The sequence below is a fragment of the Methylocystis sp. S23 genome (assembly GCF_054106005.1).
The window spans coordinates 1,935,694-1,948,304 of the sequence record NZ_CM134185.1 but is presented as its reverse complement, the minus strand read 5'-3'; the positions used below and the strand labels follow the sequence as shown (position 1 = coordinate 1,948,304).

General features: G+C 66.3%; 12 protein-coding genes. 5 read left to right on the top strand and 7 right to left on the bottom strand.

Annotated elements, in window-relative coordinates; all coding sequences use genetic code 11:
* Nucleotides 1–132 precede the first annotated feature (132 nt).
* The 4 genes from ACV7JP_RS09675 (at nt 133) to ACV7JP_RS09660 (ending at nt 4,940) form a co-directional block, all read left to right on the top strand.
* A complete protein-coding gene (locus ACV7JP_RS09675; RefSeq protein ID WP_457799001.1) occupies nt 133–609 on the top strand; it encodes a hypothetical protein in 477 nt (158 codons plus the stop codon).
* A gap of 122 nt (nt 610–731) precedes the next feature.
* Nucleotides 732–1,448, top strand: a complete 717-nt coding sequence (locus ACV7JP_RS09670; RefSeq protein WP_457799000.1) for an ABC transporter ATP-binding protein — start codon at nt 732–734, stop codon at nt 1,446–1,448.
* Nucleotides 1,445–3,910 (top strand): FtsX-like permease family protein, encoded by a 2,466-nt coding sequence (locus ACV7JP_RS09665; protein ID WP_457798999.1) that lies wholly within the window; start codon nt 1,445–1,447, stop codon nt 3,908–3,910. The genes ACV7JP_RS09670 and ACV7JP_RS09665 overlap by 4 nt, the downstream gene beginning before the upstream one ends.
* Nucleotides 3,900–4,940 (top strand): lipocalin-like domain-containing protein, encoded by a 1,041-nt coding sequence (locus ACV7JP_RS09660; RefSeq protein WP_457798998.1) that lies wholly within the window; start codon nt 3,900–3,902, stop codon nt 4,938–4,940. Before ACV7JP_RS09665 ends, ACV7JP_RS09660 begins: the two co-directional genes overlap by 11 nt.
* 136 nt (nt 4,941–5,076) lie before the next feature.
* Here the strand turns inward: ACV7JP_RS09660 and ACV7JP_RS09655 are convergent, their stop codons facing one another.
* The 6 genes from ACV7JP_RS09655 to ACV7JP_RS09630 form a co-directional block, all read right to left on the bottom strand.
* Complete coding sequence (locus ACV7JP_RS09655; RefSeq protein ID WP_457798997.1) at nt 5,077–6,375, bottom strand: glycosyltransferase family 4 protein; 1,299 nt, start codon at nt 6,373–6,375, stop codon at nt 5,077–5,079.
* Complete coding sequence (locus ACV7JP_RS09650; protein WP_457798996.1) at nt 6,366–6,650, bottom strand: hypothetical protein; 285 nt, start codon at nt 6,648–6,650, stop codon at nt 6,366–6,368. The genes ACV7JP_RS09655 and ACV7JP_RS09650 overlap by 10 nt, the downstream gene beginning before the upstream one ends.
* A 5-nt stretch (nt 6,651–6,655) precedes the next feature.
* Entirely contained in the window at nt 6,656–7,663 is a 1,008-nt protein-coding gene (gene hpnA / locus ACV7JP_RS09645; RefSeq protein WP_457798995.1) for a hopanoid-associated sugar epimerase, read from the bottom strand.
* 182 nt (nt 7,664–7,845) lie between these two features.
* Complete coding sequence (locus ACV7JP_RS09640; protein ID WP_457798994.1) at nt 7,846–8,595, bottom strand: CDP-alcohol phosphatidyltransferase family protein; 750 nt, start codon at nt 8,593–8,595, stop codon at nt 7,846–7,848.
* Nucleotides 8,596–8,797: 202 nt separating this feature from the next.
* Nucleotides 8,798–9,874 carry a polysaccharide biosynthesis/export family protein gene (locus tag ACV7JP_RS09635; RefSeq protein WP_457798993.1) on the bottom strand — a complete coding sequence of 359 codons (1,077 nt, stop codon included), beginning with the start codon at nt 9,872–9,874 and terminating at the stop codon, nt 8,798–8,800.
* 374 nt (nt 9,875–10,248) lie between these two features.
* Nucleotides 10,249–10,932: a hypothetical protein gene (locus tag ACV7JP_RS09630; protein ID WP_457798992.1), complete on the bottom strand. Its 684-nt coding sequence runs from the start codon at nt 10,930–10,932 to the stop codon at nt 10,249–10,251.
* Between the two features lie 439 nt (nt 10,933–11,371).
* On the opposite strand from ACV7JP_RS09630, the gene ACV7JP_RS09625 reads away from it, so the two are divergent.
* Nucleotides 11,372–12,124: an enoyl-CoA hydratase-related protein gene (locus ACV7JP_RS09625; protein WP_457798991.1), complete on the top strand. Its 753-nt coding sequence runs from the start codon at nt 11,372–11,374 to the stop codon at nt 12,122–12,124.
* On the opposite strand, the gene ACV7JP_RS09620 is transcribed toward ACV7JP_RS09625, so the two are convergent.
* On the bottom strand, nt 12,121–12,606 hold the full coding sequence (locus ACV7JP_RS09620) for a hypothetical protein (protein ID WP_457798990.1): 486 nt from the start codon (nt 12,604–12,606) through the stop codon (nt 12,121–12,123). The two genes, ACV7JP_RS09625 and ACV7JP_RS09620, sit on opposite strands and share 4 nt — an antisense overlap.
* Between the last annotated feature and the right edge of the window lie 5 nt (nt 12,607–12,611).

Below are 12,611 nucleotides of genomic sequence, written 5' to 3'. Positions count from 1 at the left end.
GCGCCGATGGGCGGCAAGGCGCCGCCGCAGCTCGACGAGCGATTCGGTCAAATTTGCGCGTTTTTCGCCGGATTGCTGGCGCCATGTTTGCGATGCCCGAGTGGGGACGCACAGGGACGGATTGCAACCGACATGGATATTTTTCGCGAAGCCGAAGGCGTCGATTTCGGAACCCTGCCGGGCCCGGTCGACACGCTGCTGCAGCAGGGCGTCGTCGCGTATCGCAGCGACAGGCTGCGCGCCGACCGCCTCTTCCGGCAGGCGCTGGACCTCGCGCCGGAAGCGCTCGCCGCCTATTTCTGCCTCTATAAAATCCACACCTATATGGGAAATCTCGAAGTCGCGAAGGAGGCCGCGCTCGACGGCCTGCGCGAGGCGGCGCGACAGGCCGGCTGGTCCAGCGATCCCAAGCTCTGGCCCAAGGGACAATCGCATGCGGACGGACCGGCGCGCTTCGCGCTTTTCACGCTGAAGGCCTTGAGCTTCATCGAATTGAAGCGCGGCGACCACGCGGCGGCGAACTCCCTGCTGCAGATCCTCGCCGGCGTCGATCCGGCGGGCAGCGTCGGCTGGCCGGTGATCGCCTCTCTCGCGGAGGGCGCGGCCTGATCCTCGGCCCCAGGAACCCGCGCAATTGTCCGAAAAGCGACGGGCGAAGCGAGGCCCTGTCGTCTATATGAAGGTCGTGGCGCAAATGCGCGCCGCGATCATCCGCATGAGAAGGCCCTCGCTTGAACGCCCCCTCGGTCCGCGCCGGACAGGCGCCCGCCGACGCCCTCGCCCATCCGCTGCTGCGCGTCGTCGATCTGCGCAAATCCTACGCAACGCCGCAGGGCCCCTTGCCCGTTCTGCGCGGCGTCAATCTCTCGCTTCGATCCGGCGAGACGCTGGCGCTGATGGGCGAATCGGGCAGCGGCAAGAGCACGCTGCTGCATCTCGTCGGCGCGCTGGACCACGCCGATAGCGGCGAGATCCGGCTCGACGGCGCCGATATTGCGCGGCGTTCGGAAAATGCGCGCGCGGCGCTGCGGCGCGAGGCCATCGGCGTCGTCTTCCAGCAGTTCAATCTCATTGCGAGCCTCACCGTCGCCGAAAACCTCGCCTTCCAAGCGCAGCTCGCGGGGCGCTTCGATCCCGACTGGCAGGAACGGCTCACCAGGCGGCTGGGGCTCGAAGCGCTCGTCTCGCGCTATCCGGAACAGCTCTCGGGCGGTCAGCAGCAGCGCGTCGCCGTGGGCCGCGCCCTCGCCGTGCGGCCGAAGCTCCTGCTCGCGGACGAGCCCACCGGCAATCTGGACGAAGCGGCCGGCGACGCGGTGATGGCGCTGACGCTGGAGCTCGTCGCCGAGACCGGCTGCGCCTTCCTCATGGCGACGCATAGCGCGCGCCTCGCCGCGCGGCTCGAACGGCGGGAGCGGCTTGTCGCGGGCGCGCTGGCGCCGTCATGAGGCAGACGCTTTTCACGCTTGTCGCCTTGCTCAGCCACTGGCGCCGCCATCCGGCCAATTTCGCGACGCTCGTCATCGGCCTCGCTATCGCCACGGCGCTGTGGAGCGGCGTGCAGGCGCTGAACGCCCAGGCGCGCAAGAGCTATGACAGCGCGGCCGCCGTCTTCTCCGGCGGCGAGGCGCAGAACCTCGTCGCCGCGCGCGGCGGGCTCTTTCCTCAAGAGCTGTTCGTGAAGCTGCGCCGCGCCGGCGTGAAGGTTTCTCCGGCGCTGGAAGGCGCCGCGCGCGTCGGCGAGAAGAACATCCGCCTCATCGGCGTCGAGCCGCTGACGCTTCCCGCCGCGACGACGCTCGCGCCCCTGCGCGAGAATGAGGAGGCGAAAAACATTCTCACCGGCGAAGGCCGCGGCTTCGCCGCGCCGCAGACCCTGCGCGAGCTTCGCGCCGAACAAGGCGCGCGCGTGAAGACCGAGCGCGGCTTCGCGCTGCCGCCGATCCATGCGATCGACGCAGCGCCGCCGGGCGCGATCATCGTCGATATCGGCGTCGCGCAGAAGGCGCTCGACAAGCTGGGACGCCTGTCGCGCCTCATCGTGTCGCGCGAAACGCGCATCGACGCGGCGGCGCTTCACGACATTGCCGGCGATGCGCTGCGCATCGTCGAGCCCGACGAGGAAAGCGACCTCTCGCGCCTCGCCGACAGCTTCCATCTCAATCTCACCGCCTTCGGCCTGCTGGCCTTTCTCGTCGGCTTCTTCATCGTCAACGCTTCCTTCGGCCTCGCTTTCGAGCAGCGGCTGCCCACCTTGCGCACGCTGCGAGCGCTCGGAGTCTCGGCGCGCGCGCTCTCCGCCGCCCTCTTCTGCGAGCTGGTCGTCTTCACGTTTATCGCCGGAGGGCTGGGCGTTATCGGGGGCTATTTCATCGCGGCGGCGTTGCTGCCCGACGTCGCCGCGAGCCTCGAAGGCCTCTATGGCGCGCAGCTTTCGGGCAGCCTCGCGCTCGATGCGCGCTGGTGGCTTTCAGGTTTCGCCATGGCGGGCGCCGGCGCGCTGCTCGCGGCGGGAAGCGGGCTCCTGAAGACGCTGCGCCTGCCCGTGCTCTCCGTCGCGCGGCCCATCGCCTGGCGCGACGCGCATCGGCGCTATCTGCGCCGGCAGGCCGTCCTCGCGGCGCTCGCGCTCATCGGCGCGGCGCTCGCCTGGCGCTTGGCGGAGGGGCTCGTCATGGGCTTCATGGTCATCGCCCTCGCCTTGCTCGGCGCCGCGCTCTTCCTGCCGCTCGCGTTAGAGGCCGTGCTGCGCATGGGCGAGCGCCTCGCTCGACGTCCGCTCGCCCGCTGGTTCTTCGCCGACGGACGGCAGGAGATCGCCGGCCTGTCGCTGGCGCTGATGGCGCTGCTGCTGGCGCTCGCCACGAATATCGGCGTCGGCGGCATGGTGGAGGGCTTCCGGCGGACCTTTGTCGGCTGGCTCGACGAGCGGCTCGTCGCGGAAATCTATTACGAGGCCGCGACGCCCGCCGATGCGCGCGAGATCGAGGAATGGGCGAGAAGCCGGCCGGGCGTCTCGGCCGTCCTTCCCGTATGGCGCGCCCGGACGCGGCTCTCCGACTGGCCGGTCGAAATCGTCGGCATGGTCCCGCATGAGACCTATTCCGCGCATTTCACCTTGCTCGAAGGCGGCGCCGGCGCCTGGCGCGCGCTGCATGAGGAAGACGCCGCGCTCGTAAGCGAGCAGCTCGCGCGGCGTCTCAATGTCGGGCTCGGCTCCTTCATCGACATTCCGGCGTCGCAGGACATATTGCGCGTGAAGGTCGTCGGCGTTTTCCCCGACTACGGCAATCCGCGCGGCCAGTTGCGTCTCGATCACGCGCGCCTCGCGCGACATTTCCCGGATGCGCCGGGCGTGCATTATTCGTTGCGCGTCGCGGCCGCCGACGTCCCGCGCCTCATGGAGGAGATGCAGGCGCGCTTCGGACACAAGATCGCGCGGCTCATCGACAACGCCGGCGTGAAGAAAATCTCGAAAGACATTTTCGAGCGCACCTTCACCGTCACGGCGGCGCTCAATACGCTGACGCTCCTCGTCTCGGCGATCGCGCTCTTTGCCAGCCTGCTGACGCTCAGCAATCTGCGCCTCGCGCATATCGCGCCGGTCTGGGCCATGGGCGTCGCGCGCCGCCGCCTCGCCGGGCTGGAGCTCCTGCGCGTCCTGCTCTTTTCGGCGGGCGCGGCGCTCCTCGCCATTCCGCTCGGACTCTTCATGACCTGGGCGCTCGTCGCCATCGTCAATGTCGCCGCCTTCGGCTGGCGCTTACCGATGCATGTGTTTCCCGCGCAATGGGCGCAGGTCTTCGTCGTCGCGCTGGTCACGGCGCTTTTCGCCGCCATCATTCCGGCGCTGCGCCTCGCCCGTAGCGCGCCCGCCGAATTGCTGAAGGTCTTCGCCGATGAAAGGTAAGGCCCTCGCGGCGCTCGCCCTGCTGCTGCCAACCTTCGCGCAGGCGCAAGGCTTTGGCGGCCTCGGCGCGCAGGCGCCGGGCTTCGAGACGCCCAAGCCGGGAACGCCCATCGTCTTTCCCAAAGACCATGGCGCACATCCCTCCTTTCGCACCGAATGGTGGTATCTCACCGCCAATCTGCGCGGCGCCGACGGCGCGTCCTACGGCGTGCAATGGACGCTCTTCCGCCATGGGCTCGAAGCGGGAAAAAGCGAGGGCTGGAACGACCGCAATATTTGGATGGCCCACGCCGCGGCGACGAGCGCGAGCGAGCATCTCTTCGCGCAGACAATGTCGCGCGGCGGCGTCGGACAGGCCGGCGCGGAGGCTTCGCCTTTTAAAGCCTGGATCGACGACTGGTCGTTCGAGTCGCTCGATCCCGATTTCACGCAAGCCCGCATCGCCGCGCGCGACGCACGCTTCTCCTATGCGCTCACGCTTAGCCGCAACGGTCCTTTCGTCCTGCAGGGCGAAGGAGGCTTCAGCCGCAAGGCGGAGACGGGGCAGGCCTCGCATTATTACAGCCAGCCCTTCTTCTCGGTCGCCGGGACGCTGTCGCTGCATGGCCGCGACGCGAAGGTGACGGGCCGCGCCTGGATGGACCGCGAATGGAGCAGCCAGCCGCTCGCCCCGGACCAGAAGGGCTGGGACTGGTTCTCGCTGCATCTCGCGAGCGGCGAGAAGCTGATGCTCTTCCGCCTGCGCGGCGCGCGCGACTATTTCTCCGGAAACTGGATCGCGGCGGACGGCGCGACGCATCTCCTTGCGGGCGACGACATCACGCTCGAACCGCTGGCCGAGACCATGATCGGCGAACACAAGACGCCGACGCGCTGGCGCGTGAAGGTGAAAAGCCGCGGGCTCGACATCGAGACGACGCCGCTCAATCCGCAAAGCTGGAACGGCGGGACTTCCGCCTATTGGGAGGGACCGATCGCCTTTACGGGAACGCAGAACGGCGAGGGCTATCTGGAGATGACGGGATATTGACGAACGGTTTCCGCCTAATCGCTTCGGGACAATGCGCGCGCCCGTCATTGCGAGCGGAGCGAAGCAATCCAGAGCCGCATCACTGCCTCTGGATTGCTTCGTCGGCTTCGCCTCTTCGCAATGACGGGGCGCGCCGTCAGAGCGTCGTGAGAAACTGGTCAATTGTCTCGAAGAAGGCCTCCGGCGCGTTGACGATCCTCGCCTCCGCCATCCGCGCCAGCGCCGCCGCGCGGCGGCGCGAGCCGGGCTCGGCATAATCCCGGATCGCCTGCATCCAGCCGAGTCCGTCGAGCGGATGAAGATAATCCGGCGCGTCGCCGCCGACTTCCCGGAAGACGTCGAGATCGGAGGCGATCACCGGGACGCCCGCGACCAGCGCCTCCGCGACCGGTAGGCCGAAGCCCTCGCCGAAGGACGGCATGAGCAGCGCGCGGGCGCCCGCCATGAGGCGGCGCAAGCCCGGCGTCGAGAGCCCCGCCGCCTCGACGACATGGGCGGCGAGCGCCGGGCAGCGCGTCATCATGTCCACCACATTCTCGTTGAGCCAGCCGCGCTTGCCGACGACGACGAGCTTCGGCGCGCGCCCGCTCGCCGCAAGCTCCCGCCAGACATTCATCAGCAGCAGGTGATTCTTGCGCGGCTCGATCGTGCCGCAGACCACGAAATAATCGAGGTCGGAGAGCTCGGGCGGCGCGGCCGCCGCCGCTTCGAAGACGGAGGAGACCGGAAGCCTCGCGACGCAGACGGGAATTGCGGCGCGGCCATTCTCGGCCGCGAAGGCCTTGAACCGCGTCTCGACCTCGCGCGCGCTGACGACGACGCCGGCGGCGAGGCGACAGATGTTGCGGTTGCGGCGCGGATGCAGCGTCGCCTCGACGGGCTGGAAGAATTGCGGCTGATCCACAGGAAGCAGATCATAGACGAAGGCGACCGGCTTCACGTCGCGGCGCGCTTCGAGCCAACGCACATACCACGGGTGGTCGAGCAGGAATTGCGTGCCGTTGAAATAGACCGCGCCTTGCGGGACCTCGCCCAGCGGGCGCCCGAGATGGAAGGCCCAATCGCGCAGCGCCCGCCAATTGCGCTCGATCCGCGCGAAGCCCGGCTTGCGTTCGAGCCGGGCCGGGTCGGCGCGCGCATTTTCCGGCGCCGTCAGCGCGGCGACGACGAGCCGATAGACCTCGTCTTGCGCCGCATCGGCGTCCTCGCGCCAGAAGGATTCGATTTCGTCAATCGCGGCGAGCGCTTTTCGAGTCTCGGCCAGACGCGGTCCCAGCGCGGCGCAGGAAAGCGGGACGGCGCCCCGGCTCAGAAAATGGCGCGCCAGCGCGAAGTCGATCCGGTCGATTCCGTTGGGCGAGGCGTTGAGGCCGCGCGTGACGAGGCGGGTGACGTCATAGACGACCGGGGGCGAGGCGCGGTCGCTCACCGGCATTTGAGTTCGCCCGTATAGCATTTCCAGGCTTCCAGCGCGTCATTCGCCGCGCGAATCGCGCGTTCGCTCTCCTTTTCGAGGCAGGCGCGATATTTGAAGACGGACTTGACATACGCCTGCACGTCGCGTTCGCAGGAATCGGGCGGCTCGGCCGCGTCGATGCAGGCGGGCCGCAGCGGCGGGGCGCAATAATTGAAGCCGCTCGGCGGCTCCCCCGCCCGGCCGGGCGCCGTAAAGAGAACGGAGACGACGAGGATCGGCGTCCATGGCCGCAAGCGGCTTATTTGCGCGCCTGGCTCTTTCGGGAAGCGTTGCGGAACCAATCTACAGCGTCCTCGATGGCGAGCCGCGCCGGCCTGGTTGCGTATCCGAGCTCGCGTCGGGCCTTCCGGTCGTCGAAGAACATGCGCGTGCGGGACATCTTCAGGCTATCGCAATGCAAAAAAGGTTCATAGCCCATCAGGCGCGCGCCCCATTCATTGGCGTAGGCCAAAGGCATGAGCGGCCCCGGAGGGAGTTTGAATCGGGGCGCGGGGCGGCCCGTGAGGCGCGAAATTTCGGTCAGCAGATCGCATAAAGTCAAGTTCTCGCCGCCGAGAATATAACGCTCGCCGATTTGCCCCTGCGCCATCGCGGCGAGATGGCCCGCGGCGACATCCTCGACATGGGCGATATTGAGCCCGGTTTCGACATAGGCCGGCATGGCGCCGCGTATGGCTTCGGAGACGATCCGTCCCGTCGGCGTCGGCTTGACGTCGCCCGGCCCCAAAGGCGCCGAAGGGCAGACGATGATCGCGGGCAGCCTCTCCCTTTCGGTCATCGTCTCGACGAGACGCTCCGAGACGATCTTGCTTCGCTTATAGGCGCCGACCGCCTTCTCGGCGGAAAGACGATCTCTCTCCGTGCACACGCAGCCGTTTCCGGCGGCGAGCGTCGCGACGCTGGACGTATGCACGATGCGCTCGACGCCCGCGCGCAGCGCCTCCCGCATGACGATCTCCGCGCCCCGAACGTTCACCCGGAAGATGGGCTCCGGGTCAGGCGCCCAAAGGCGGTAATTGGCGGCAAGATGATAGACCCAGCGCACGCCCTTCATCGCGGCGCGAACGCTTTCCTCGTCGGTGACGTCGCCTTGAACCCGTTCGCAACCGAGGGGGACGTTGTCCTGCGGGCTGGATGCGCGGAGCAGGGCTCGAACGGAATGTCCCTTCTCGAGCAGCAGTTTGGCGACCGCTCCCCCGATGAAACCGCTCGCTCCCGTAATCAGCACGAAGTCTTTGTTATTCATGTCTCGCTGGCGCCGAATTCCGTAGGGAAGCGGTAGGGCGCTTCGCAAACATCATAACTACCGGGTCTAAGCGATTTAAGAATTTCCGCGAAGGTTTGCCAGCGTCGCCGTAGACCTGAAAAAGGAAAATAAGACGGGGGCTTCCCGCAAATCCCCGGAAAGGCCTTAGAAAAAACAAACAGTTATTGCGCAATCTGCTCCGCCAGATCGGTCTTCGGAAGCTCGAACAACGCATCCTGGCGGCTTGCGGGCTCGGCGGCCTTGGATTTCTGCGCCGCGCGCTCTTCACGCTGCAGGCGGCTCAGATCGTTGCGCACGATCCAGACGAAGCCGAAGAAGGTGCAGGCGGACAGAAGGCCGATAATGACGTCGAGACCGATGAAGGAGAAGATTCGACCAGTGGCGACTCCCGGGCCCATCCAAGCGGCGAAGACCGCCCAGGACGCGACCAGAATGCGAAATTCCGTGGCGCCCATGCCGCCATAGGAGAGGCGATGAACGCTCTCAGTCACCACGCGCAGATAGGTATAGGAGCTCATCAGCAGATAAAGCGACAGAACCAGCAGGGCCGAGGGAACCGTAAAGAATGGGGAGAAGCCCAGCCCGACGACGATCAGCGTCTGGGCGATCAGATCGGCGGAATGATCGACGAAATAGCCGTAATGGGGCCGCTCGATCTTGCGGTAGCGCGCGAGCGTGCCGTCGAGCGAGTCGCCGAACCAGTTGAGAAACAAGCCGAGGACGACGGCGATGAGGAACCAGTTGGACCCCCAGCATGCGATGAAGCCGGCGGCGGTCAGCAGCGCGCCGGCGAGCCCGATCGAGGTCAGGTGATCAGGCGTTACGAAAGAAGGAATTCGCCGGACAAGCGCTGCAAGCGCTGCACGCTCGGCGATCGCGAGAACACTATCGTTAATTCTGACGTTGACCACGACGCCCTCCTGGAACAACGCTTGGAAAAGCCTTCCGACGATCCCGCCGGCTAGCGATGTAAATATTCACGAAGCTTTGAGGCGCGAAACGCAACGATAGGTTCGGAACGCGACGCCTCATTGTCTCCCCTACAGCAGTAGCGGTCAAGGAATTTATCCTCTCGGCCGCAACATATTTTTTGCTCCGCAACACGCTCCGGCGTCACCGCCCGATGCGAGAGACCGCGAAACCCTGAACCGCAGGCTGCGAAACCATTTGCACGAGCTGTACCACCTTGCCGATCTCAGCGAGCGGCGCGTTGGACACGTAGATGATGTCCTTGTCCCGGACCGCAAATCGCCGCGCTGCGAAAAGCGCCGACGGGTCCTTCATGTTCAAATGATAGGCGACCGGAATGTGCTGATATTGCAGCAGGCTCGGCGACACGTTCGGGAATTCGCGAACCAGGGTCGTCGGCTCGTATCGCAGCACGAACAGGCCGTCCGGATCCGCGCGGTTGTCGTTCAGGCCGCCGGATTTGCCGATGGCCTCCTCGAGCGTGATGCCGCGCGCGTCGAAGGGAATCACCGCATTGGCGCCGGTCGCGCCCGCGACCGTGAAGGTCTGGGGCCGGCTCTCGACCGTGAGAATGTCGCCCGCGCGGACGAAAATATTCTCGCTCGGATTGGTCAGCAGCGCCTGAAGAGGCGCGCGCGCCGTGCGGTTGCCGCGCGTGATGCTGATGAAGGTCTCGTGAACGGGCGAACGGTAGCCGCCCGCCGCGGCGATGACGTCCAGGACGCGGTCGCCGCGCAAGGTGAGCGGCACGCGGGCGCCGTTGGCGACCTCGCCGGTCACGGTGACCGTGTTGCTGACATTGTTGGCGACGTTCACCAGGGCCTGCGGCTCGATCGCCTTGCCGCGCAGCCGCTCGACGATCGCGGCCTCGACCTGCTGCTGCGTGCGACCCGCGACCTGAACGCGGCCGGCATAGGGCACTGTGATCGAGCCGTCGCGGCCGACGGTCTGGACCGGGATCAGGGCCGAACGCGAGCCCGGGCTGACGCTGTTGACGTCGCTCGCCGAGAAGAGCCCGCCGGCGGCGGCCTCCCAGACCGTGATCTGCAGGGAATCGCCGACGCCGATGACCTGCGACGCCGAAGGCCGGTAGTCGCCGAAAAAGCCGCGCAGCGTCGGCGGCGCGCGGCGGGCGAGGATGTCGAGCGACCGCCCGTTGATCTCAACCCATGCGAAAGGCTCCGCCCCCTCCTGCGGGGGCGAGTAAACGCTTTGCACCATCTCGTCGCGCGAGGGGCCGCTCGAAGGCGTCAGCCCGCAGCCGGCAAGCCCGCCGGCGGCCGCCAGGATGGCGATACACTTAAAGAGAGTGAGGCAAGAAGTTCTCAAAGCCGCTCCATACGCCCCGGGATCTCCAGACTGGAGAGCCTCAGACCTAACAGACAGCGCCGGGTTCTTCCAACGCATTGGACCGAAGGCGAAACCCGAAGCCACACAATTGACTCCCGATGTGGCGGTTATGTCACAGCTGATTGTTAAGGTTGATTAACGCCTAGCCCTATTCCCGAAAGAGGGTTGCCTGAGGCTTAACGCGCATGCGCCGCCCCTGGCCGCCCCCTACGGCGCGCCAAGGCTGCGCTCGCATTGCGGCAAAATTATTCCTCGGGCCCGGAAGCCGCCGTAATTTTTCGGCTGTCGAGAAAAAGCTTCGCGATCAGGCCGATAACGGTGAAGCCCGCCAGGGACATGATCGCCACGTCGATCGGCGGCATGCGGTCGTCCAGGCTCTCGGGCACGCCAAGAAGGATGGCGGCGAAGGGCCAGAGCGTGAGAAGGATCCGGAACTCCGTCACTCCGATCCCGATATAGGCCATCTGTTCCACATGGCGGGTCGCCGCCCGGATATAGCCATAGGCCGAAAAGAGCAGATAGCAGACGACGACGATCGTGGCCGAGCGCATCGTCAGAAAGGGCGAGAAGCCGTAAGCCAGCAGGACCGACAGATGCGAGAAAAGCTCGGCCAGATGATGGGCCATGCCTTCGGCGGCGGCCTCGGCGTCGCGGCTGCGGGCGAGCGGCAGGTCCACGGAAAGGCCGAACCAGTTGACCGCCATGGCCGGCGGCAGAAACCAGATCGCGCCCGGCCAGCTATGCGCGGCGACGAGGGCGGCCGCCGCGGCGACCGCGCCGGCGCCGCCGAGGCAGGAGAGCTGTATGGGCTCGACATTTTCCGGCAGCCGGGCGACGAGCGCTTGGATGAGGCGCTGCTCCTGGCCGCGCAAGAAACTCTGCGTGCGCTGCGCCGGATCGCCGAACAGCCATGAGATAAGTCCGCGCATTGCCCCGCCGCCGTGATCGCCTACGCAAAGCTGATGGCTCAACGGCCCACAAACTATCCGTTTTGCCGTCCCAATGAAAGCCGGCAAGGTCAAAGCTAAGATTACTCTATGCTTTTTTGGAGGGCGCCGCCCCCCTGCGAGAAGCCCCGGGGCCCGCGCGGGCGCGCGCCCCGCTCCGGGCCTTCGGTAAATAATCATTAATATTCAAATATTAAAAAATTCGCCTGAATTGTCGAGATTCAGACAAGAGCCGGCGGCGTGTCGACTTTCAGTCCTGATTTTTACAAATAATACAATGGGCGGCGAGCCGCGGCCTTGCCCCGCGCCGTCAGCCGAACCGCAATTCGGGGCGAAAAAGAGCGCGTTTTACAAGTCGAGGAAGTAGAAAGCCCGATCGACGCAGAATATCGGGCGTGATTTTCGCGGGAGGGCTGCAGCAATGTCGGAAAAAGTCCTGATCGCCCGCGAGAACGGGGTCCTTCGGCTCCTGTTCAACCGGCCTGAAAAGAAAAACGCCTTCGACCGCGAGACCTATCGGGCGATGATCGGGGCGCTCGACGCGGCGCGCGACGACGACGCGATCCGCGCGGTCGTGTTCGCGGGCGCCGGCGCGGATTTTTCCGCCGGCAACGATCTTGCCGATTTCCGGGATTTTCTGGACCGACCCGAGGAGTTTCCCGCGCTGGCCTTCGTGAAGACCGTCGCGGCCTTCGAAAAGCCGATGGTCGCCGCCGTCACGGGCGACGCGGTGGGCGTCGGGACGACCATGCTGTTTCATTGCGATCTTGTCTATGCGAGCCCGGACGCGCGGCTGCGCATGCCTTTCGTCGATCTCGGCCTCGTGCCGGAGGCCGGGGCGAGCCTGCTCGTTCCCCGCCGGGCGGGAATGGCGCGGGCCTCGCAATTTCTTCTGCTCGGCGACGGATTTTCGGGCGAGGAGGCGCATGGCTTCGGCCTCGTCAACGCCATCGCGCCGCCCGGCGCGGTTCTGGCGCTCACAATGGAGGCGGCCGCCAGGCTGGCGGCGAAGCCCCCCGCCGCTCTCCGCGCCGCCCGGCGGCTGATGCGCGGCGATCCGGCGGAGATTCTGGCCAGGATCGACCAGGAGGCCGCGCTCTTCGCCAAGGCGCTCGCCTCCCCCGCCGCGCGCGAGCGGCTCGCGGCCTTCTTCGCCCGCAAGGCGGCGGGCTAGCCTTCCAGATTGGCGTAATTGACCAGACGCGAGGCGCGGATCAGGATGATGCGCATCTTCTCGCCCGCCCGCGCGCAGGTCGCGGCCATGCGGTCCATGTCCTGCGGGGTCCCGTCGCGAAACTGTCTGCGGATGGAGGCCACGCTCGCCAGCGCGATGACGTCGAGTTCCGCGACGAAGGTCTCGAAACGCCGACGGAAGGCGGGGCTCGACTGTTCATAGGCGGCGAGCGCCGAACGCCGGCCCGGCAGCGCCGATTTGCGGAAATATTCCTGATAGCTGACCGGGCGCCAGGCGCAGAGGTCCTCGAGCAGCTCCGGCATTTGCGGAATCTGCTCGAGAATCATGACGAGCTCGTTGAAAAGATTCAGATAGTCGTTGACGAGCCCCGAGATGGGATTGACGAGGGTCTTCGACTTCAATTCCTCGACGGCCTTCTGGCGCTTCTCACTCGGCTCTATAAGCTGCACATCCAACGTCATTTGGG

Coding starts and splice junctions, on each gene's coding strand:
- ACV7JP_RS09655 (WP_457798997.1), bottom strand. CDS start 6,375: ATGCCGGTGAGCGACCGCGCCTCGCCCCCGGTCGTCTATGACGTCACC.
- ACV7JP_RS09635 (WP_457798993.1), bottom strand. CDS start 9,874: ATGGTGCAAAGCGTTTACTCGCCCCCGCAGGAGGGGGCGGAGCCTTTC.
- ACV7JP_RS09665 (WP_457798999.1), top strand. CDS start 1,445: ATGAGGCAGACGCTTTTCACGCTTGTCGCCTTGCTCAGCCACTGGCGC.
- ACV7JP_RS09625 (WP_457798991.1), top strand. CDS start 11,372: ATGTCGGAAAAAGTCCTGATCGCCCGCGAGAACGGGGTCCTTCGGCTC.
- ACV7JP_RS09675 (WP_457799001.1), top strand. CDS start 133: ATGGATATTTTTCGCGAAGCCGAAGGCGTCGATTTCGGAACCCTGCCG.
- ACV7JP_RS09630 (WP_457798992.1), bottom strand. CDS start 10,932: ATGCGCGGACTTATCTCATGGCTGTTCGGCGATCCGGCGCAGCGCACG.
- ACV7JP_RS09660 (WP_457798998.1), top strand. CDS start 3,900: ATGAAAGGTAAGGCCCTCGCGGCGCTCGCCCTGCTGCTGCCAACCTTC.
- hpnA (WP_457798995.1), bottom strand. CDS start 7,663: ATGAATAACAAAGACTTCGTGCTGATTACGGGAGCGAGCGGTTTCATC.
- ACV7JP_RS09620 (WP_457798990.1), bottom strand. CDS start 12,606: ATGACGTTGGATGTGCAGCTTATAGAGCCGAGTGAGAAGCGCCAGAAG.